Genomic DNA, 19,924 nt, shown 5'->3' with positions numbered 1-19,924 from the left:
ACCTATCCGCCCGGCGCGCCCTGCGTGTTCACATAGAGCGCGTAGATCGACTGGCTCGCGGCCATGAACAGGCGGTTGCGCTTCACGCCGCCGAAGCAGAGGTTGGCGCAGCGTTCGGGTAGCGCAATGCGGCCGATCATGACGCCGTCTGGCGCGAACACCACGACGCCGTCGAGTTCGGGATCGCCCATGCCCCAGCCGCACCACAGATTGCCGTCGATGTCTATTCGGAAGCCGTCCGGCGTGCCTGGGCCGGCATCGACAAACACGCGCTTATCGGAAAGCTTGTCGCCGGAAGGCGAGACGTCATAAGCGAGGATCTTGCGGTTGGGCACACCACGGGACTCGATGATGTAGAGGATTTTTTCATCCGGCGAGAAAGCGAGCCCGTTCGGTCCCAGCACGCCCTCGGCGACGATGGTCGCCTTGCCGGTCGCGGCATCAAGCCGATAGACATTGGCGTCGATCTCGGGCTCGGCCTTGTAGCCCTCGTAATTGCCGAGGAGGCCGAACACCGGATCGGTGAACCAGATCGAACCGTCGGACTTCACGACGACATCGTTCGGAGAGTTCAGCCGCTTGCCGTCGAAGGAATCGATCAGCACCGTGATCGATCCGTCATATTCGGTGCGCGTCACCCGCCGCCCGCCGTGCTCGCACGTGACCAGGCGTCCCTGGCGGTCGCGGGTATTGCCGTTGGCGAAACTCGACGGCTTGCGAAAGATGCTGACCGCGCCGGTCTCCTCCTCCCACTTGATGATACGCTGGTTCGGAATGTCGCTGCACAGCAGATACCGCCCGTCGCCGAACCACACCGGCCCTTCGGCCCAGCGCAACCCTGTGGTCAGCCGCTCCACCGCCGACAGCTTGAGCCAGTATTTTTCGAACCGCGGATCGAGCGCGCGGATGGCCGGATCGGGGTAATAGGTGGCCGGGCGCCAGCCGGCTGAATGCGATGCTGCATCGGACATTTGCTGTTCTCGTTGGTGCCTTTCCAGAGCGTTTGGGTTAGCTATCATTACCTGCTAATGACCGCAAATCGATCGCGAGACTAAGAGGAAACAAATGCCACGCATATTGATGACCGGCGCGGCCGGCGGGATCGGCACATCCTTGCGCAAGCTGTTGCCGCCGATCTATCCGGACCTGCTGCTGAGCGACTTGAAGCCGCCTGCCGATCTCGGCAAGGACGAGAAGTTCAAGCCGGCCGATCTCGCAGACATGGCGCAGGTCGAGGCGATCTGCGAAGGTGTCGACGGCATCCTGCATTTCGGCGGCTACTCGGTCGAAGGACCGTGGGATTCGATCCTGCAGTCCAACATCATCGGCGGCTACAATCTGTTCGAAGCGGCACGGAAAAAAGGCGTCAAGCGCGTGGTGTTCGCCTCGTCGAACCACGCGGTCGGCTTCTATCCGCGCCATCACCGCATCGGCACCGACGTCACTGCGCGGCCCGACAGCCGCTATGGCGTCAGCAAGGTGTTCGGCGAGGCCGTGGGCGCGCTCTATGCCGACAAGCACGGGCTTGGCATCACCTGTATCCGGATCGGCAATTTCGGCGAGATGCCGCTGGATCACCGCCGCCTGTCAATCTGGCTGAAACCGGAGGACTTGGTGCAGCTCTGCCGCATCGGGCTCGACCACCCCGACATTCACTTCGAAATCTTCTACGGCGCCTCCTACAACGAGCGCGCCTGGTGGGACAACCATCGCGCCTACGAGCTCGGCTATCGGCCGACCGGCCGGGCCGAGGATTTCCGCGAGCATGCGATGGCCGAGCAGGCCAAGCTGAAGCCGGATCCGGTCGGCGATTACTACCAGGGCGGCACGTTCTGCAGCATGGAGTTCGACGGCGACGAGAGCAGGATCGTGGATTGGAGCAAGCGCTAGCGCTTGCCTTCATCCTCGGCGATCCGCCCGAGATAATCCGATTTGCTGAACTGCATATGATCGACGCAGAGCTGCGCCAGCGCCCAGCTATCGCGGCCCTTCAACAGCTCGATCATCAATTCATGCTGCCGACGTGACAGTGCCAGTCCCTCGCTGTCGGCGAGATTCTTGGCGCGCATCGGCAGCGTCAGGTTCATGTAATCCTGCAGCGAGCGCACCAGATACGGGTTGCCGCAGGCGGAAAACAGCGCGACGTGGAACGCGTCGTTGGTCTCATGAATGCCGCGCAAATCCTGCGCGTCGGCCCTGGCGCAATATTGCCGCTGCAACTCGTTCAACTGCTCGATCAGGCTGGCCGGGGCGGGCAGCGCAATCATCAGCGCTGCCTGCCGCGTCAGCATTTCCCGGACCTCGTAGATCTGGCGCACCTCCTCGGCCGAATAGAACCGCACGGTGGCACCGATGTTCTTTTCGCGCAGCACGATGCCTTGGCGTTCGAGTTGGAATAGCGCCTGACGGACGAAATGCCGGCTGGCGCCGTAGCGCTGCATCAGCGTGTCCTCGACCAGCCGCGAGCCCGGCGCGAAGCGGCCGAAGATGACGTCCTCTTCCAGCCGGCGGATCACTTCCGCCTGTTCCTCCTCGCGCGTCGGCGCGGAAATTTCGGTCAGTGATTCCTGCGGCTTCATCGCAAGGCCTCCCAGCCCGACCGCCGATGGCAATCCACGACGCGGGCCTGATCTGATATGCTCGCCCAGGCGATGAGATGATGGCGGCTCACCATGCCGGCGCCGACGATGCCAGTGCGCAACGGTTGGTTCATGAGCGCGTTTCCGGTTTGGACGGAAAGTCAGCACGCAAGCACATTATTGTCAATAATACCGCGGTATGTTGGACGATGTGGCCCGCTCACGGCGCCAAATGATCCAAACATTGACAATAATCTGTCGGGCTCCTTAAGTGCCCATCCACGACGACAGGAAGAAGAAAATGGCCGACGGACTTCGCAAGGGACTGACGAGTTATGGCGATGCTGGCTTCTCGCTATTCCTGCGCAAGGCCTTCATCAAGGCCATGGGCTACTCGGATGATGCGCTGAACAGACCGATCGTCGGCATCACCAATACCTACAGCGACTACAATCCCTGTCACGGCAACGTTCCGCAAATCATCGAAGCGGTGAAGCGCGGCGTGATGTTGTCGGGTGCGATGCCGATGGTGTTCCCGACGATTTCGATTGCCGAGAGCTTTGCCTATCCGACCTCGATGTACCTGCGCAATCTGATGGCGATGGATACCGAGGAGATGATCCGCGCGCAGCCGATGGACGCCGTGGTCGTGATCGGGGGATGCGACAAGACGTTACCGGCGCAGATCATGGCCGCAGTCTCAGCCGATCTGCCGACCGTCATCATTCCGGTGGGCCCGATGGTGGTCGGGCATCATAGGGGCGAGGTGCTCGGCGCCTGTACCGATTGCCGCCGGCTCTGGGCAAAATATCGCGCGGGCGAAATTGATGACAACGAGATCGAAGCCGTCAACGGCCGGCTTGCGCCGTCGGTCGGCACCTGCATGGTGATGGGCACCGCCAGCACCATGGCGTGCATTACCGAGGCACTCGGGTTATCGCTGCCGATGAGCGCGACGATCCCGGCGCCGCATGCCGAACGCTTTCGTTCGGCGGAGGCTAGCGGCAGGGTGGCGGCCGAAATGGCGAAAGCCAAGGGACCGAGGCCGAGCGAGATTCTGACGCCGGCATCGTTCCGCAACGCGCAGGTCGTGATGCAGGCGATCGGCGGCTCGACCAATGGCCTGATCCATCTCACCGCGATCGCCCATCGCTCGCCGCACAAGATCGACCTCGAGACATTCGACAGGCTCGGCCGCGAGGTGCCGGTGTTGGTCGATCTGAAGCCGTCGGGCGAGCATTACATGGAGCATTTCCATCATGCCGGCGGCGTGCCGAAGTTGATGGCGCAACTTGGCGATCTCATCGATCTCGACGCCAAGACCATCACCGGCCAAACGCTGCGCGACGTTGTCGCCGGCGCGGAAGATGTTCCGGGACAGGATGTCATCCGTCCGCGCGACAATCCGATCAAGGCCGAAGGCGCAATGGCCGTCCTGCATGGTAACCTCGCGCCGCGTGGCGCCGTCATCAAGCAATCGGCGGCGAGCCCAAAACTGCTGCAGCACACCGGGCGCGCCGTGGTATTCGAATCGGTCGAAGACATGACGCTGCGGGTCGACGACCCGGATCTCGACGTCAACGCTGACGACGTGCTGGTGCTGCGCAACGCCGGCCCCAAAGGCGCGCCGGGCATGCCGGAAGCGGGCTATCTGCCGATCCCGAAGAAGCTTGCACGTGGCGGCACCAAGGACATGGTGCGGATATCGGACGCGCGGATGAGCGGAACGGCGTTCGGCACCATCGTGCTGCACATCACGCCGGAGTCGGCCGTGGGCGGGCCGCTGGCGCTGGTGAAGAATGGCGACATGATCCGGCTCGACGTCGCCAAGCGTAGCATCGACCTGCTCGTCGACGAGGCGGAACTGGAAAAGCGGCGCGCGGCGCTGGCACCGGCCGGGACGCCCGATTGGGCCAAGCGCGGCTACGCGCATCTGTTCAACGAGACGATCCTGCAGGCCGACGAGGGCTGCGATTTCAACTTCATGCGTGGGCAGGGGAAGAACTAGCTTGCCCGCTGCAGCCCGAACCTAGGTGTCGTCCCTGCGAACGCAGGGACCCATACCGCGTTGCTCTCGCGGTTAGAGCGAGATGGCTGACGCCTTCAAAAACAACGAACGCTTGTGGTTATGGGTCCCTGCGTTCGCAGGGACGACAGCTAGTTTACTTGCTCGGCGCTCTCATTTGGACTTGCTGGTGAACTTCTTCACCGCAACGCGAAATTCTTCCGTTTGCATGGCGTTGATGATCTTCGCCTCCTCGGCATCGAGCTGCTGCTTCGTCGGCGTAACCGCGGCCTGATAGACTAGCGACTTGGTGCCACTGATCGCTGCCGGCGGGTTCTGTGCCAGCCGCTCGGCGAATTTGCGCGTTGCAGCCTTCAACTCTGCCGCCGGAACGACGCGGGCGACCAGGCCCCACTCATAGGCCTGCTGCGCGGTAAAGCTGTCTTCGGCCAGAAAGATCTGCAGCGCGCGGCGGGTGCCGACGGTGCCGACCATGCCGACCGTGCTGCCGCCATCCGGCGAGACGCCGATCTTGGCATAGGCCGGCGTGAAACGGGCGTCATCGGCTGCGATGCAGAGGTCGGTGACGAATGCCAAGCCCATGCCGGCACCGGCTGCGGAGCCGTGGACGCTCGACAGCACGATCTTGGGCATCCGCCGCACTGCTTCGATGAAGGCGTGGTAGTGCTTCAACAGCTCCCCGACCACGGGCGCGATCGTATCGTTCGCGGTGGCGGCGCCGATGGTCTGCAGGTCGCCGCCGGCCGAGAAGGCGCGGCCTTCGCCCTCGATCACCAGCACCCTTACGTCGTCATTGCCCTCGACCTCCGCGCCGAGTTGCTCGAGCTTTTGCGCGATCGACAGATTGATCGAGTTGAAGGCCGCGGGGCGATTGAGCGTGATCGTGGCGATCGGGCCCTCGATCCTGAGCAGGGCAGGGGCGGCGGCTTCATCGGAAGTCGACATGGCAAGGCCTCGGGGACGCGGCGTATGGGCCGGACATTTAAATAGAGAAGGCAAGACGTGACAATCCCCAGCCAGGCCCGCAAAATGCGGCAAACGCCGCCCTCAGGGCCGCCGACGCCCTTGCGTCTCGTCGTTCCATGAGGTCAGATAGCACCCGTCATCGTTCGGGACGGACACGAGCGCCGCTCCCAGGGGACGAGGCAGGCAAGCCAAAATCACTGGAGAGGAAACGACATGGGTCATTCCCGTGCGCTCGAACGTAGGATGTCCCTATGACGGCAGGAGCGGTTGTCATCATCGGCGCGGGCCACGCCGGCTATCAGGTTGCGGCCTCGCTGCGCCAGCACGGCTTTTCGGAACGCATCGTGTTGTTGAACGATGAAGGCCATCTGCCCTACCAGCGTCCGCCGCTGTCCAAGGCCTATCTGAAAGGAACCGGCGGGCCCGACAGCCTGATGTTCCGGCCAGAAAAATTCTATCTCGACCAGAAGATCGACCTGATCTCCGATCGTGCGGTATCGATCGACCGCGCCGCCCGCAAGCTGGCGCTCGCCTCTGGCGCTTCGCTCGATTACGGCCATCTGGTGCTGGCGACCGGGGCGCGCAAGCGCCTGCTCGACATTCCCAACGCCAATCTCGACAGCGTGCGTTACTTGCGCACGCTCGACGAAAGCCAGTCGCTGCGCGACTACATCACCGAAGGCCAGCGCGTCGTCGTCATCGGCGCCGGATTTATCGGGCTGGAGTTCGCGGCGACGGCGCGGGCCAAGGGCCTCGAAGTCGACGTCGTCGAACTCGGTACGCGGGTGATGGCGCGCGCCGTGACGGCGGAGATCTCGGAATTCTTTCAATCGCGCCATACCGCGGCGGGCATTCGTATTCATCTGGGCGTGCAAGTCACCAGCATCGAGAGCGACGGCCACAAGGTCACGGGCGTCAGCCTCAGCGATGGCCGGCACATGAAAGCCGACCTGATCGTGGTCGGCGTTGGCGTGTTGCCGAATGTGGAACTGGCGGCGGACGCCGGCCTTCCGGTCGCGTCGGGCATCATCGTCGATGAGCACCTGCTGACCGCCGATCCCAATATCTCGGCGATCGGCGACTGCGCGCTGTTTGCGAGCCCGCGTTTCGGCGGCTCACTGCGGCTGGAGTCGGTGCAGAACGCTACCGACCACGCGCGCTGCGTCGCGGCCCGCCTGACCGGCGATGCCAAGCCGTATGACGGCCTGCCCTGGTTCTGGAGCGATCAGGGGCCCGACAAGCTGCAGATTGCGGGACTAACCACCGGCTACGACCGCGTGGTCGTGCGCGGCGATCAAGCCCAAGCGGCATTCTCGGCCTTTTGCTACAGGGGGCGGGCAACTCGTCGGCATCGAGTCCGTCAATCGCGCGGGCGATCACATGTTCGGACGGCGTCTGCTTGCCGCCCATGGCTCGATCACGCCCGAGCAGGCTGCCGACGCGAGCTTCGACTTGAAGGGTGCGTTGACTTAGCCCATCCTGCGAAGTCAGGCTACGAACGCAAAACCGCCGCCACCTCCGCCGCCGTCGGCATCGACGGCGCGGCGCCCATTCGCTGTACGCAGATCGATGCGGCGGCATTGGCGTATTCGAGCGCGTCGTGGATTGCCTTGCCGTTGGCAAGCTGCGCGGCGAGGGCGCCGACGAAGCAATCGCCGGCGCCGGTGGTGTCCACGGCTTTTACGGCCCGTCCCGCAATCAGCAAAGGTTCGCCGCCCACAAGCGCGAGCACGCCGCGCTTGCCGAGTGTAACGCAGATGGTTTTGTCGAGGCCCGTTGGCAGGCGCCGCGCCGCTTCGGCGAAACGGATGGGGTCGTCAGTGTCGTGAAGCTCGGTCTGTGCGAGAATCCCCAGCTCGGTTTCGTTGAGAACAAGGATATCGACGAGATCGAGCAGCTCGCGGCCGCAGACGGTCGCCGGCGCCGGATTTAGGATGGTAGTCGTGCCAGCCGCGCGTGCCCGTTTGAAGAAGGCGATGATCGTGGCTTGCGGAATTTCGAACTGACTCACGGCAACGTCGCCCTTGGCAAGCACGGGGGCTGTGACATCCCCGGCACTGACCAGCGCATTGGCGCCGGGTACGACGACGATGGTGTTGTCGGCGTCGGCGATGGTGATCACGGCCGTTCCAGTATGGACATCCGCGGTGTCCTTGACCAAAGCGAGGTCGACGCCTTGGGCGGTGAGAAACTGCCGCAATTGCTGGCCGAACGCATCCGCGCCCAGTCGGCCGATCAGCGTTGACGGTGCGCCGAGCTTTGCGGCGGCCACGGCCTGGTTGGCGCCCTTGCCGCCTGGAAAATAATGCACCGCTTGGCCTGCGACGGTCTCGCCGACCTTCGGATGCCGGTCGGCCGTCGCCACCACATCCATGTTGATGCTGCCGGCGACGAACACGCGCCCCATGCGTACTAACCCCTGTTCGCTTCCTCAGGCGCTGACCTGAAACTCCCGCGTGATCGCCTGGATGTCGGCGAGCGTCGGCAGGCCGGCCTCGTTGCCGAGACGTTGGACCTTGAAGGTCGAGGCGGCGCGCGCAAGCTCGAAATGCTCCTGCCAGCTTTTAGCGGGATTGGCGAGATAGGAATAGACATAGGCGCCGTGGAAGACGTCGCCTGCGCCGTTGGTATCGATAACGCGTTCAGGCGTAACCGGAAGCGCGGGAAGGCGGCGGACGGCGCCGGTCTCGTCATACCAGAGCAGGCCCTTCTCGCCCATGGTGACGCCGCCGATCCGGCATCCGCGGCTCTTCAGATAATCCAGCATGGCTTCCGGCGTCTTGTCCATCTGTTCGCACAGCCGTTCGGCCACGATCGCGACATCGATGAATTCCAGCAGCTCATGGGTGTTGGTGCGCAGGCCGCCGCCGTCGAGCGATGTCAGAATGCCGTCCTCGCGGCAGAGTTTGGCATAGTGGATCGCAGCGTCCGGCTGATGGCCGTCGACATGCAGCGCGCGGCAGCCTTTCAAGTTCAGCATCGGGAAGGGATGAATGTGCTCGTCGTCGCGGCAGCGTACGATGGCGCGTTTGCCGTCTTTCGGCATGATGAACGACAGCGACGAGGAGTTGACCTTGCGTGGATGGATCGAGATTCCATATTTCGCGGCCATGTCCTGAAACATGCGGCCGAGCCAGTCGTTGGCCATGGTCGCGATCAGGTCCGGCACGATTCCGAGCTTGGCGCAGCAGAACGCCGCCGTCACGGCGTTGCCGCCAAACGACACCGCGTAGGCCGAGGCCACATGTTTTTCGTCGCCGGTCGGCATGTGGTCGGTGATGAAGGTAACGTCGATATAGGTCTGTCCGATGAAGAGGGCCTGCATGCGTTTTCCGTCATATCCTGCAGAGTGTTGGGCGAAGATGGTCCCGGCGCGGCGCACCCACATTAGCACTGGTTATCGGATGCATTCGCTGAAATTATTCGCAACCGTGCCGTCTTTGCCGCTTGAGATCGGAGTATAGAGGAGACCGCGACCGTCCTTAAGGGGGGCTTGGGCATACCGTCGTATAACGGCTGACGGCTGCCCTGGTTTCCCCACCGGCGCGACAAAAGTGGAGGAAAATGATGACGGTTTATTCCGGTCCCGTGTTCGACATGGCGGTTAATCAGTTTGGCGTCATCGCCAACCATCTGGAAATTCCGATGGACGAGCGCGACCGCATCCTGATGCCGAAGCGGGCGGTTACTGTCTCTTGCCCGATCCACCGCGACGACGGCACAGTCGCAGTATTCGAAGGCTATCGTGTCCAACACCACCTCACCCTCGGTCCGACCAAGGGCGGCACGCGATTCGCACCCTCTGTCGACATCGGCGAGGTCGCAGCCCTCGCGATCTGGATGAGTTGGAAATGTGCCCTTGTCGGTTTGCCCTATGGCGGCGCCAAGGGCGGCGTCAATGTCGATCTTACCACGATCTCCAAGCGTGAGTTGGAAGGGCTGTCGCGGCGCTACATGCAGGAGATGATCCCGTTCGTCGGTCCGCATACCGATGTGATGGCACCGGACATGGGCACCAACGAACAGGTGATGGCCTGGTTCATGGACACCTATTCGATGTACCAAGGCCAAACCGTGACCGAGATCGTGACCGGCAAGCCGGTCTCGTCCGGCGGTACGCTCGGCCGGCGCGAAGCAACCGGGCGCGGCGTCGCCTATCTCGCCAAGCGGGTGCTCAAGGAGCTATCGATCAATCCGGGCAGCGCGACCGCCGTGATCCAGGGCTTTGGCAATGTCGGCTCCTACGCCGCGCTGGAGTTACAACAATATGGCCTGAAGATCATCGCGGTCAGCGATCACACCGGCGCGCTGCATGATCCGAAGGGGCTGGATATTCCGGCATTGATGCGACATGCGGGCGCGCATGGAAGTATCGCCGGGTTCTCCAATGAGCTGACTTTCGATCCCGAGCAAATCCTCACACTGCCCTGCGACGTGCTGGTGCCGGCGGCGATGGAGCGGGTGATCGATGCCAGGGTCGCCGAGAACCTGAAGTGCCGCGTGCTGGCCGAGGGCGCCAACGGTCCGACCACGCCGGAAGCCGATCTGGTGCTGGAAAAGCGCCAAAGCGAAGTGTTCCTGATCCCCGACATTCTCTGCAATTCCGGCGGCGTCGTCGTCAGCTACTTCGAGTGGGTGCAGGACCTGCAGCAATTGTTCTGGGAGGAAGAGGAAGTGACGCGGCGCGAATACGCGATCCTCGATCGCGCCTTCGACCAGATGCTGCAGCGGGCCAAAGCCGACAAGATCCCGCACCGCACGGCGGCGATGGCGATCGGCGTCGAGAAGGTGCGCGCCGCCAAGAACGTCCGAGGACTTTTTCCGTGATCATCGGCCTCGATCACGTCGTCGTTCTCACCGGCGATATCGACGTAGCCTCCGCCGCCTACCAGACCTTGTTTGCCCGCGCACCGGCCTGGCAGAACAGCGGGGACGGCGCCGACCGCGTCCTGTTCACGCTCGACAACACCGCGCTGGAATTGATGGCGCCAAGCGGCGACGGCGCCAACGCCGACCGCATTCGCAGCGTTCTTGCCGCGCAAGGCGAGGGGCTCGCTAGCATCTGCTTCAGAACCAGCGACATCGCCAAAATGCATCGCAGGCTCGACCGGCTGACGCTGAAGCCGGACGTGATCGCCGACGTCGAAAGCCGCGACGCGATCTCGGGTGCTGTGCTGTCGTGGAAGCGCACGCGCGCGGCAACGGAGGCCACGCGCGGCGTCCGCATGTTCTTCCTCGAGCGCGACAAGGAGCGCCCGCTGTCGGTTAGAACCACGCCGGGCTCGATCACGGCGCTGGACCATGTCGTGGTCTCGACGTCGGACCCGGAACGGGCCGCAGCACTCTACGGTGCGCGGCTCGGCCTCGACATGGCGCTCGACCGCTCGCACCCCGATTGGGGCCGGCTGATGTTCTTCCGCTGCGGCGACCTCATCGTCGAGGTCACGCACCGGCCGGGCAAGGAGACGGATGCGTCGCAGGACAAATTTCAAGACAAACTTCGAGACAGGCTTCGTGGCCTGTGCTGGCGCGTCATCGACATCGACGCCACCCATGCGCGGCTCGTCCAGGCCGGCGTCGACGTCTCGGAAGTTCGCACCGGCCGCAAGCCCGGAACGCAGGTGATGACGGTACGGAGCGGCACATGCGGTGTGCCCACGCTGCTGGTGCAGCCCTCGGCGGGGAAGCCCGACTGAAGCTTACCCCTACCTGGAGGGGGAGGGTGAACAACCTTCATTCTCAAACGCTTCCCTGCATGCTACAGCTTGCCCGATGCGACCAACGGGCGATTGATTTGGCAAAGGCAAAACGCGTTCAGAAATGGCAGCGTGACCCCGAGGGGATGCGGCTTCGCATTCTCGAGGCCGCCAAGCAGGAATTCGCCGCCCATGGCCTGGCCGGCGCGCGCGTCGATCGCATCGCGGCCAACGCCGGCGCCAACAAGCGCATGCTGTACTACCACGTCGGCAACAAGGAAGACCTCTACCTTGCGGTGCTGGAAGGCGCCTATGAGAAGATCCGTTCCGAGGAGCGCGGGCTCGATCTCGAACATCTCGATCCGCCCGAGGCGATCGAACGGCTGATCGATTTCACCTGGAACTATTTCCTCCGCAACCCGGAATTTTTGGCGCTGCTCAACACTGAAAATCTCGCAAAAGCGCGCCATCTGAAGCGCTCGACCAAGGTGAAGTCGATGCATTCGCCGTTCGTCGAGATGATCCGCACCGTGGTGACGCGCGGCGTCGAAAGCGGCGATTTCCGCGTCGCTGTCGATCCCGTCCAGCTCTATATCTCGATCGCCGCGCTGTGCTTCTTCTATCTCTCCAACAGCGCGACGCTTTCCGTGATCTTCGGCCGCGATCTCCTGAAGAAGGAGGCGAGAGACGAGCGGCTGGCGCACATGGTGGCGCTGGTGCTTGCGGCGCTGACGGGGAAATCGACCGCGGATTTCGGCAAGCCCGACGCACCGGGCGTGCGGCCGCCGGCGCATCAGCCGGTCTAACCGTCGTTCCTGCGAACGCAGGAACCCATAACCACCGATCTTGATTGTCGTACCGGGACGGCGGCCCCAGCGTTCGCAAAACAGACACCTGTGGTTATGGGCCCTGCGTTCGCAGGGGGGACGGGGTCATGACGCCGGGGCATTCGTAGGGCGACGGAACAGGCCATTTCGTCGCATAAAAACGCGCTTGCCAGTATTTATCCAACGGGTTAATTTCCCATCCATAAGACGATGACCAGGGAGCGGGACGTGGCCGAGCTGAAGCGCGAGAGTGGCGTGTCGAAAGCGCTGAACGCGGCGTGGGTGCGGCCGTTTTTGTTCCTGCTGTTCATCGTGGTGATGTGGGACCTCACCATCCGCCTGTTCCAGATTCCGGCCTACCAGATCCCGGCGCCGGGCGATGTCGTGGCGGTGCTGCGCACGGATTGGCCGGAACTGCTGCGGCAGGCCTGGCCCACCACTTACGCCACCATCTGCGGCTTCCTGTTGTCGGCCGTGTTCGGCATTCCCGTCGCGATGCTGATCGCGGGATCGAAGACGGTGGAGAGCTATGTCTATCCGCTGCTGGTATTCTCCCAATCCGTGCCGAAGATCGCGATCGCGCCGCTGTTCGTGGTGTGGTTTGGTTTCGGCATCATCCCAAAGGTGATCTCGGCGTTCCTGCTCGGGTTTTCCCCGTCGTGGTGTCGGCCGTGCAGGGTTTTAAATCGGTCGATCCTGACATGGTCGATCTCGCCCGCGCGATGCAGGGCAGCCGTTTTCAAGTGTTTCGCGCCGTCAACCTGCCGCATGCGATGCCGGCGATCTTCTCCGGCCTGAAAGTCTCGGTGACGCTTGCCGTCGTCGGTGCTGTCGTCGGCGAGTTCGTCGGCTCCAATTCCGGCATCGGCTACGTGATGCAGCGCTCGATCGGCACCTTTGACCTGCCGACCATGTTTGCCGCGCTGGTGATCCTGGCGCTGCTCGGCGTGGTGTTGTTCTGGGTCGTCGACCGGATCGAACGCCTCGTGATTCCCTGGCATGTCAGCCAGCGCGAGGACATCATTTTTGCTTCCTAAGCCAAACCAACAGGCGGCCTATCCAAGGGCTGCATCACCAAACGGGAGGATGACCATGATACGAGTGATAACGGCGATCTCCGCCGCCCTGATCTGGACTGCGCTTTCAGTGCTTCCGGCATCGGCCGCCGACAAGGTGGTGCTGATGCTGAACTGGTACGTCTATGGCGAGCACGCGCCGTTCTATTACGGCAAGGCCAAGGGCATTTATGCCGCAGAGGGCATCGACCTCGAGATCCAGGAAGGCCGCGGCTCGGCGGCGACCACGCAGGCCGTTGCGGCCAAGACCGCCAATTTCGGCTATGTCGACGTGCCCACCATGATGCGCGCGGCCGTGAAGGGTGCGCCGATCGTGGCCACCGGCGTGCTGCTGCAGACCAGCCCGATGTCGGCGATGGGCTTTGTCGAAAAGAACATCAAGAAGCCCGAGGACATCAAGGGCAAGACGGTGGCGATCACGCCGGCCGATTCCATGACGCAGATCTGGCCGCTGTTTTTGAAGAAGACCGGCCTGAAGGAAAGCGACTTCCAGACGGTGGCCGGCGACGGCCAGACCAAGCTCAACGCCGTCATCAACGGCCAGGCCGATCTGTTGCTCGGCTATGTCATGGACCAGTCGATGAAGATCAAGGACGCGACGGGTAAGGACGTCAACGCGATCAAGTTCGCCGACTACGGCATCAACATGGTCTGCTCGGGCGTCGTCGCCAACACCGATTTCGTCAAGGCCAATGCCGATCTCGTCAAGCGCTTCATGTCGGCGACGACGAAAGCGGTCGAAGCCGCCGAGAAGGATCCGAAGGGTGCGGCGCAGTCGATCCTCGATGCCAACCCGAAGGGCGGCAAGATCGAGACGTTGACGAAGGGTTTTGAGCTGACGATCCCGCTCTACCGGACGGCTGAAACCAAGAACAAGCGGCCGTTCCAGGTGACCGACCAGAACATGACCGACACGGTTAATCTGATGGTCGAATATGGCGGGTTGGATGCCAAGGCCAAGGACAATCCGAAGGCGTTTTATACCAACGACTACCTGCCGCAGGGCGGTTCGTGAGGGACGCGTGACCTTGTCGTCCCTGCGAACGCAGGGACCCATAATCACCGGCCGTAGTTGTTGCAGAGGGTCTCTGCCAGAGTGCCCGAACGATAAGTCATGGCGTATGGGTCCCTGCGTTCGCAGGGACGACGGAAAGATGGACTTTGCTGAATGAATCCTGCGACCAAACCAACCGAGATCGACCAACCAACCGCACATCTGCGTCTGGTGTCAGATCGCGCAGGTAGCGCGGCACCTGGCATCACGCTATCAGGCGTCTCAAAAACCTATCGCTCGCGCGACGGCGACGTGCCGTCGCTGCGGCCGCTGGATTTCCACATCAACGAGGGCGAGTTCTTTGTCGTGGTCGGCCCGTCCGGCTGCGGCAAGTCCACGCTGTTGAAGATGATTTCCGGGCTGCTCGCGCCGTCGACGGGAGAGATTCTGGTCGAAGGCGAGCAGGTTACAAAACCGCACGGCAATGTCGGCATCGTGTTCCAGAACGCGCTGCTGCTGCCCTGGCGCAACATCCTCTCCAACGTGATGTTGCCGATCGACATGAAGAAATTGCCGCGCGACGAATATCTGCCGCGGGCGAAAGCGCTGTTGAAGCTGGTCGGCCTGGAAGGCTTTGAGAAAAAGCTGCCCTGGCAATTGTCCGGCGGCATGCAGCAACGCGCCTCGATCTGCCGCGCGCTGGTACATGATCCCAAGATCATGCTGATGGACGAGCCGTTCGGCGCGCTCGATGCCATGACGCGCGAGAAGATGAATGTCGAGCTGATGCGGATCCAGCGCGAGACCGGCAAGACCGTGCTGCTGATCACGCATTCGATTCCGGAAGCCGTGTTCCTGGCCGATCGCGTGCTTGTCATGACCGAACGGCCCGGCGCGATCGCCGCGATCTACGACGTGCCGCTGCCGCGCCCGCGCTCGCTCGACGCGATGGCCGATCCCGCCTTCACCGAACTGGTGCAGCGGATTCGCAAGCATTTTTTCACGCAAAGCGCGCTGGACTGAAAGCTGGCTCGATGCCGTTACGCTTGGCCGTACGAGACATCACCTTTTTCGAACGTCCGGTCACCTTCGCCCGGCCGTTCCGGTTCGGCGCGGTCGTGATCAATGCAACGCCGCAGGCCTTTGTGCGCGTCGAGATCGAAGTCGAAGGCAGGGGCAGGGCTGCCGGCGCGAGCGCCGAGTTCTTGGTTCCAAAATGGTTCGACAAGCGGCCACATCTCGCGCCAGAGCAGACAGTCGATGAACTGCGTCGCTCGCTTCTGATCGCGCGCGGCACCTATCTGGCGCATTCCGGCTTCGAGACTGCGTTCGGCCTGCATGCGGCCTGCATCGGCGCGCAGATCGAGGCCTGCGCGCGAGAAGACATTCCGCCGCTGGCGGCGGCCTACGGGCCGGCCGAGATCGACAAGGCGATTCTCGACGCGCTGCTGCGTTGCACGGGAACCGGCTTCTTCGACGGCATGGCTGACAACATCGCCGGCGTGGATGCACGCCTGTCGCGCGATCTCGGCGATGACGACGTGTCGCGCTTTCTCGCAGGCCGGAAGCGGCTGGAGCGCGTCGCGATCCGGCATACGGTTGGCATGGACGACAAGGTCGAAGGCGAGGGCGGCGTTGCCGACATCAGAGAACACGCCGGCGCGCGCTACTTCAAGCTCAAGCTAAACGGCGACCCCGCGCACGATGCCGATCGGCTGATCCGGATCGGCAATGAACTGGCGACGCTGTCGTACGATTTCCGTGTCACGCTCGACGCCAATGAACAGTACGCCGACCTCACTGCATTGAATGCGCTTGTCGAGCAACTCGACCGCGATGCCGCGCTGCAGCCGATCGCGCAAAAGCTCCTCTACATCGAGCAGCCGATGCCACGCGACATTACCCGCCAATCGCCGCTTGGCGCGCTGGCGCAGCGCGATTTCATCATCGACGAGGCCGACGATTCCTACGATGCCTTCCCGGTGGCGCGGGCGCTCGGCTATCGCGGCATCTCCTCGAAATCCTGCAAGGGCATCTACAAGTCGGTGATCAACGCCACGCGCGCGGCCAGATGGAGTGCCGCCGGCGAGAAATGCTTCATCGCCGGCGAGGACCTAACCTGCCAGGCGGGCCTTGCCGTGCAGCAGGACCTCGCGCTCGGCGCACTGATCGGCGTCACCCATGCCGAGCGCAACGGCCACCACTATGTGGATGGTTTTGGCGACACGCCGGCCGCGGAGGCGGAGGCGTTTCTCGCGGGCCATCCCGATCTCTACGTCCGCGACGGCGATAAAATTCGTCTCGCGATCCATGACGGCGATCTCCTGACGGGATCGCTGACCACACCTGGCTTCGCCACGGCCGCGCATCCGGACTGGTCCGCGATGTCGCCACTCGCGCAGCCCACAGCCAGAATTCTTTTGGAGAAAGCAGTATGACGACCAAACGCCTCGGCCTGATCATGAACGGCGTGACCGGCCGGATGGGACTCAACCAGCATTTGGTCCGCTCCATCATCGCGATCCGCGACCAGGGCGGCGTGTTGCTGTCGAACGGCGACCGCATGCTGCCCGACCCGATCCTGATCGGCCGCGATGCCGACAAGGTGGAACGGCTCGCCAAGCGTTTCAACGTGGAGCGCTGGTCGACCGATCTCGACAAGGCGCTGGCTGACAAGAGCGATAAGATCTTCTTCGACGCCGCGACCACGCAGGCGCGCCCGTCGCTGCTGACCAAGGCGATCGAGGCCGGCAAACACGTCTATTGCGAAAAGCCGATCGCGACCAACCTGGAGGAGGCGGTCGCGGTGCTGAAGCTCGCCAAGGCCAGAGGCGTCAAGCACGGCACGGTGCAGGATAAGCTGTTCCTGCCGGGGTTGAAGAAGCTCGCCTTCCTGCGCGATTCCGGCTTCTTCGGCCGGATGCTGTCGGTGCGCGGCGAGTTCGGCTATTGGGTGTTCGAGGGCGGCTGGCAGGAAGCGCAGCGGCCGTCGTGGAATTATCGCAGCGAGGACGGCGGCGGCATCATTCTCGACATGGTCTGCCACTGGCGCTACGTGCTCGACAATCTTTTCGGCGAGGTCGAGAGCATCTCCTGCCTCGGCACCACCGACATCCCCGAGCGTTTCGACGAACAGGGCAAGAAGTACACGGCGACCGCCGACGACTCTGCCTATGCCACCTTCCGCCTCAAGGGCGGCGTGATCGCGCATATCAACATGAGCTGGGTGACGCGCGTCTACCGCGACGACCTCGTCACCTTCCAGGTCGACGGTACCCACGGCTCGGCGGTGGCGGGCCTGACCGACTGCGTGATCCAGGCGCGCCAGGCGACGCCGCGGCCGGTGTGGAATCCGGACGAGAAGCGCACCCACGATTTCTACGCCGACTGGCAGAAGGTTCCCGACAATGTTGTCTACGACAACGGCTTCAAGGAGCAGTGGGAGATGTTCATCCGCCACGTCTGCGAGGACGCGCCCTACAAATACACGCTGCTGGAAGGCGCCAAGGGCGTGCAGCTCGCCGAATGCGCGCTGCAGAGCTGGCGCGAGCGGCGCTGGATCGACGTTGCCCCGATCAAGGTGTGAGGAGGCTTAAACATGAACAAGCCCGTCCTGCCGATGTCGTCGCTATCGCTGAAGCTGCCGACGGCGGATCGCAAAATCGAGGATTATCGCCTGGCGGCATCGCGGACGTTTCCGGCGAAGCTTGAAGGTGCGCTCAACCGCGCGGCGTTTTCTGCCGCCCACGTCGTGGCGGACCCACTCGCCGACAACGACCCGTGGCTGACATCCGCCATCGACTGGGACCGCACCATCGCGTTCCGCGAGCATGTCTGGGATCTCGGCCTTGGCGTTGCCGAAGCGATGGACACCGCGCAGCGCGGCATGGGGCTGGATTGGCCGACTTCGCTGGAACTGATCCGGCGTTCGGTAAAGGCTGCGAAAGCGAAGGACAATGCGCTGGTGTTTTCCGGCGCCGGCACCGATCACCTCGCGGTGGAAGACGCAAAATCGATCGACGACGTGATCCGCGCCTATGAGGAACAGATCGCGGCGGTCGAGGAGGCCGGCGGCCGCATCATCCTGATGGCCTCGCGCGCATTGGCAAAGCTTGGCCGCAGTGCCGACGACTATGCAAAGGTCTACAACCAGGTCCTGTCACAGGTTCGCGAGCCCGTGATCATCCACTGGCTCGGCGACATGTTCGACCCGGCGCTGTCGGGCTATTGGGGAACGGCCGATCTCGACAAGGCGATGGATACGGCGGTTGCCATCATCAACGCCAACGCCGCCAAGGTCGATGGCGTAAAAGTCTCGCTGCTCGACAAGCAGCGCGAGATCGACATGCGCCGGCGGCTGGACAAGAACGTCAAAATGTATACCGGCGACGATTTCAACTACGCGGAACTGATCGCGGGCGACGCGCAAGGCTTTTCGCATGCGCTGCTCGGCATCTTCGATGCCATCGCTCCGGCGGCGTCCTATGCACTGTCGCGGCTGGCTGCCGGCGACGAGGCCGGTTTCCATGACGTATTGGGGCCGACGGTGCCGCTGTCGCGCCATATCTTCAAGGCGCCGACGCGGTTCTACAAGACCGGCATCGTGTTCATGGCCTATCTCAACGGCCACCAGGATCATTTCACCATGGTCGGCGGGCAGGAGAGCACGCGCTCGACGCTGCATCTGGCCGAACTGTTTCGGCTGGCCGACAAGGCTGGCCTCCTGTCCAACCCTGAACTGGCAACGCGGCGCATGAAGACGGTGCTGGCAACGCGCGGCATCGAACCCTGATGCGTGATTTCTCGAGCGATCATCGCTGGCTGTCGCTGAACACGGCGACCGTCCGCAAGCAGGGCGACCTCGTTGCCATCATCGACGCCTGTGCGCGCCACGGCATCCGCGCTATCGATCCCTGGCGCGACCAGGTTGCGGCCATCGGCCTCGACCGCGCAGTGCGGGCCGTGCGCGACGCCGGCCTTGAATTGTCCGGCTATTGCCGCGGTGGCATGTTCACGGCGGATGCGGCGCATCGCGCCGAGGCGCGCGACGACAACCGCCGTGCCGTCGATGAAGCCAAGGCGCTGGGTGCGCCCTGCATCGTGCTGGTCGTCGGCGGCCTGCCGCAGTATTCGCGGCCGGGAAGCGCGGTCTCGAAGGACATTGCGGCTGCGCGTACGCAGGTTCATGACGCGATCGCGGAAATGCTGGAATACGCGAGAGAGGCCAACATGCCGCTCGCGATCGAGCCCTTGCATCCGGCCTACGCCGCCGACCGTGCCTGCGTGAACACGACGAAGCAGGCGCTGGACATCTGCGATCAGCTCGATCCGCAGCGCACCGGCGCGCTCGGCGTTGCGCTCGACGTCTATCACATCTGGTGGGACCCGGAATTGATGCCGCAAATTGCGCGCGCGGGAAAAGATCGCCTGCTGGCGTTTCACGTCTGCGACTGGTTGGTGCCGACAAAAGACATCCTCAACGACCGCGGCATGATGGGCGACGGCGTCGTCGACATCACATCTGTGCGATCAGCGGTCGAGGCGCAGGGCTTTGCCGGCTATTCCGAGATCGAAATCTTCTCCAGCGAGTGGTGGACAAGGCCGATGGACGAGGTCCTGCAGACCTGCATCGCGCGGCATCGGACGGTGGTCTAGCAGCCGTCACGCTTCCGCTGTCTCAATGACGGACGATGTTGTCTCGTATGTGAACTGCCGCGCGTTCTGGTTGTGATAGCGTCGCGTGAAGAGACAGCGCGCGGT

At 63.2% G+C, this 19,924-nt stretch carries 17 protein-coding genes and 2 pseudogenes; 13 read left to right on the top strand and 6 right to left on the bottom strand.

Annotated features, from left to right (window positions below):
• Nucleotides 1–2: 2 nt before the first annotated feature.
• Nucleotides 3–971 (bottom strand): SMP-30/gluconolactonase/LRE family protein, encoded by a 969-nt coding sequence (locus tag ACFXS9_RS24485; RefSeq protein ID WP_392692869.1) that lies wholly within the window; start codon nt 969–971, stop codon nt 3–5.
• A 94-nt stretch (nt 972–1,065) separates the two neighbouring features.
• On the opposite strand from ACFXS9_RS24485, the gene ACFXS9_RS24480 reads away from it, so the two are divergent.
• Nucleotides 1,066–1,890 (top strand): NAD-dependent epimerase/dehydratase family protein, encoded by an 825-nt coding sequence (locus ACFXS9_RS24480; protein WP_392692867.1) that lies wholly within the window; start codon nt 1,066–1,068, stop codon nt 1,888–1,890.
• On the opposite strand, the gene ACFXS9_RS24475 is transcribed toward ACFXS9_RS24480, so the two are convergent.
• Complete coding sequence (locus ACFXS9_RS24475; protein WP_392692864.1) at nt 1,887–2,579, bottom strand: GntR family transcriptional regulator; 693 nt, start codon at nt 2,577–2,579, stop codon at nt 1,887–1,889. The genes ACFXS9_RS24480 and ACFXS9_RS24475 overlap by 4 nt on opposite strands.
• Nucleotides 2,576–2,713, bottom strand: a complete 138-nt coding sequence (locus ACFXS9_RS24470) for a hypothetical protein (protein WP_392692862.1) — start codon at nt 2,711–2,713, stop codon at nt 2,576–2,578. The genes ACFXS9_RS24475 and ACFXS9_RS24470 overlap by 4 nt, the downstream gene beginning before the upstream one ends.
• 167 nt (nt 2,714–2,880) lie before the next feature.
• On the opposite strand from ACFXS9_RS24470, the gene ACFXS9_RS24465 reads away from it, so the two are divergent.
• A complete protein-coding gene (locus tag ACFXS9_RS24465) occupies nt 2,881–4,587 on the top strand; it encodes an IlvD/Edd family dehydratase (RefSeq protein WP_392692860.1) in 1,707 nt (568 codons plus the stop codon).
• 171 nt (nt 4,588–4,758) lie between these two features.
• Here the strand turns inward: ACFXS9_RS24465 and ACFXS9_RS24460 are convergent, their stop codons facing one another.
• Nucleotides 4,759–5,550 (bottom strand): enoyl-CoA hydratase/isomerase family protein, encoded by a 792-nt coding sequence (locus ACFXS9_RS24460; protein WP_392692858.1) that lies wholly within the window; start codon nt 5,548–5,550, stop codon nt 4,759–4,761.
• Between the two features lie 272 nt (nt 5,551–5,822).
• On the opposite strand from ACFXS9_RS24460, the pseudogene ACFXS9_RS24455 reads away from it, so the two are divergent.
• Nucleotides 5,823–7,044 (top strand): annotated as a pseudogene (locus ACFXS9_RS24455) (NAD(P)/FAD-dependent oxidoreductase).
• 19 nt (nt 7,045–7,063) lie between these two features.
• Here ACFXS9_RS24455 and rbsK read toward each other — a convergent pair.
• Both rbsK and ACFXS9_RS24445 read right to left on the bottom strand, forming a co-directional pair.
• Complete coding sequence (gene rbsK / locus ACFXS9_RS24450) at nt 7,064–7,978, bottom strand: ribokinase (RefSeq protein WP_392692856.1); 915 nt, start codon at nt 7,976–7,978, stop codon at nt 7,064–7,066.
• A gap of 24 nt (nt 7,979–8,002) precedes the next feature.
• The gene (locus tag ACFXS9_RS24445; protein WP_392692854.1) at nt 8,003–8,896 is read right to left on the bottom strand and encodes a sugar kinase; all 894 of its coding nucleotides are present in this window, start codon (nt 8,894–8,896) and stop codon (nt 8,003–8,005) included.
• A gap of 242 nt (nt 8,897–9,138) precedes the next feature.
• Between ACFXS9_RS24445 and ACFXS9_RS24440 the strand changes: the two genes are divergently transcribed.
• The 10 genes and pseudogenes from ACFXS9_RS24440 (at nt 9,139) to ACFXS9_RS24395 (ending at nt 19,819) form a co-directional block, all read left to right on the top strand.
• Nucleotides 9,139–10,398 (top strand): Glu/Leu/Phe/Val dehydrogenase, encoded by a 1,260-nt coding sequence (locus ACFXS9_RS24440; protein WP_392692852.1) that lies wholly within the window; start codon nt 9,139–9,141, stop codon nt 10,396–10,398.
• Nucleotides 10,395–11,267, top strand: a complete 873-nt coding sequence (locus tag ACFXS9_RS24435) for a VOC family protein (RefSeq protein WP_392692850.1) — start codon at nt 10,395–10,397, stop codon at nt 11,265–11,267. Before ACFXS9_RS24440 ends, ACFXS9_RS24435 begins: the two co-directional genes overlap by 4 nt.
• Nucleotides 11,268–11,365: 98 nt before the next feature.
• Complete coding sequence (locus ACFXS9_RS24430; RefSeq protein WP_392692848.1) at nt 11,366–12,073, top strand: TetR/AcrR family transcriptional regulator; 708 nt, start codon at nt 11,366–11,368, stop codon at nt 12,071–12,073.
• A gap of 249 nt (nt 12,074–12,322) precedes the next feature.
• Nucleotides 12,323–13,131 (top strand): annotated as a pseudogene (locus tag ACFXS9_RS24425) (ABC transporter permease).
• A 55-nt stretch (nt 13,132–13,186) separates the two neighbouring features.
• Complete coding sequence (locus ACFXS9_RS24420; RefSeq protein ID WP_065744176.1) at nt 13,187–14,185, top strand: ABC transporter substrate-binding protein; 999 nt, start codon at nt 13,187–13,189, stop codon at nt 14,183–14,185.
• Nucleotides 14,186–14,338: 153 nt separating this feature from the next.
• Nucleotides 14,339–15,187: an ABC transporter ATP-binding protein gene (locus ACFXS9_RS24415; protein WP_392692845.1), complete on the top strand. Its 849-nt coding sequence runs from the start codon at nt 14,339–14,341 to the stop codon at nt 15,185–15,187.
• An 11-nt stretch (nt 15,188–15,198) separates the two neighbouring features.
• Nucleotides 15,199–16,602 carry a hypothetical protein gene (locus tag ACFXS9_RS24410; protein WP_392692842.1) on the top strand — a complete coding sequence of 468 codons (1,404 nt, stop codon included), beginning with the start codon at nt 15,199–15,201 and terminating at the stop codon, nt 16,600–16,602.
• A complete protein-coding gene (locus ACFXS9_RS24405; RefSeq protein WP_392692839.1) occupies nt 16,599–17,750 on the top strand; it encodes a Gfo/Idh/MocA family protein in 1,152 nt (383 codons plus the stop codon). Before ACFXS9_RS24410 ends, ACFXS9_RS24405 begins: the two co-directional genes overlap by 4 nt.
• Before the next feature lie 12 nt (nt 17,751–17,762).
• Complete coding sequence (locus ACFXS9_RS24400) at nt 17,763–18,956, top strand: dihydrodipicolinate synthase family protein (protein ID WP_392692836.1); 1,194 nt, start codon at nt 17,763–17,765, stop codon at nt 18,954–18,956.
• Entirely contained in the window at nt 18,956–19,819 is an 864-nt protein-coding gene (locus ACFXS9_RS24395) for a sugar phosphate isomerase/epimerase family protein (RefSeq protein ID WP_392692833.1), read from the top strand. Before ACFXS9_RS24400 ends, ACFXS9_RS24395 begins: the two co-directional genes overlap by 1 nt.
• The last annotated feature ends 105 nt before the right edge of the window (nt 19,820–19,924 follow it).

This window comes from Bradyrhizobium sp. RDI18 (genome assembly GCF_043203335.1).
GTDB classification, from domain to species: domain Bacteria; phylum Pseudomonadota; class Alphaproteobacteria; order Rhizobiales; family Xanthobacteraceae; genus Bradyrhizobium; species Bradyrhizobium retamae.
This window is presented reverse-complemented; position numbering and strand designations above follow the sequence as displayed.

Excerpts from the sequence above, each read along its gene's own strand:
- ACFXS9_RS24485 (WP_392692869.1), bottom strand. The coding sequence starts at position 971 with ATGTCCGATGCAGCATCGCATTCAGCCGGCTGGCGCCCGGCCACCTAT.
- ACFXS9_RS24480 (WP_392692867.1), top strand. The coding sequence starts at position 1,066 with ATGCCACGCATATTGATGACCGGCGCGGCCGGCGGGATCGGCACATCC.
- ACFXS9_RS24475 (WP_392692864.1), bottom strand. The coding sequence starts at position 2,579 with ATGAAGCCGCAGGAATCACTGACCGAAATTTCCGCGCCGACGCGCGAG.
- ACFXS9_RS24470 (WP_392692862.1), bottom strand. The coding sequence starts at position 2,713 with ATGAACCAACCGTTGCGCACTGGCATCGTCGGCGCCGGCATGGTGAGC.
- ACFXS9_RS24465 (WP_392692860.1), top strand. The coding sequence starts at position 2,881 with ATGGCCGACGGACTTCGCAAGGGACTGACGAGTTATGGCGATGCTGGC.
- ACFXS9_RS24460 (WP_392692858.1), bottom strand. The coding sequence starts at position 5,550 with ATGTCGACTTCCGATGAAGCCGCCGCCCCTGCCCTGCTCAGGATCGAG.
- rbsK (WP_392692856.1), bottom strand. The coding sequence starts at position 7,978 with ATGGGGCGCGTGTTCGTCGCCGGCAGCATCAACATGGATGTGGTGGCG.
- ACFXS9_RS24445 (WP_392692854.1), bottom strand. The coding sequence starts at position 8,896 with ATGCAGGCCCTCTTCATCGGACAGACCTATATCGACGTTACCTTCATC.
- ACFXS9_RS24440 (WP_392692852.1), top strand. The coding sequence starts at position 9,139 with ATGACGGTTTATTCCGGTCCCGTGTTCGACATGGCGGTTAATCAGTTT.
- ACFXS9_RS24420 (WP_065744176.1), top strand. The coding sequence starts at position 13,187 with ATGATACGAGTGATAACGGCGATCTCCGCCGCCCTGATCTGGACTGCG.
- ACFXS9_RS24415 (WP_392692845.1), top strand. The coding sequence starts at position 14,339 with ATGAATCCTGCGACCAAACCAACCGAGATCGACCAACCAACCGCACAT.
- ACFXS9_RS24410 (WP_392692842.1), top strand. The coding sequence starts at position 15,199 with ATGCCGTTACGCTTGGCCGTACGAGACATCACCTTTTTCGAACGTCCG.
- ACFXS9_RS24405 (WP_392692839.1), top strand. The coding sequence starts at position 16,599 with ATGACGACCAAACGCCTCGGCCTGATCATGAACGGCGTGACCGGCCGG.
- ACFXS9_RS24400 (WP_392692836.1), top strand. The coding sequence starts at position 17,763 with ATGAACAAGCCCGTCCTGCCGATGTCGTCGCTATCGCTGAAGCTGCCG.
- ACFXS9_RS24395 (WP_392692833.1), top strand. The coding sequence starts at position 18,956 with ATGCGTGATTTCTCGAGCGATCATCGCTGGCTGTCGCTGAACACGGCG.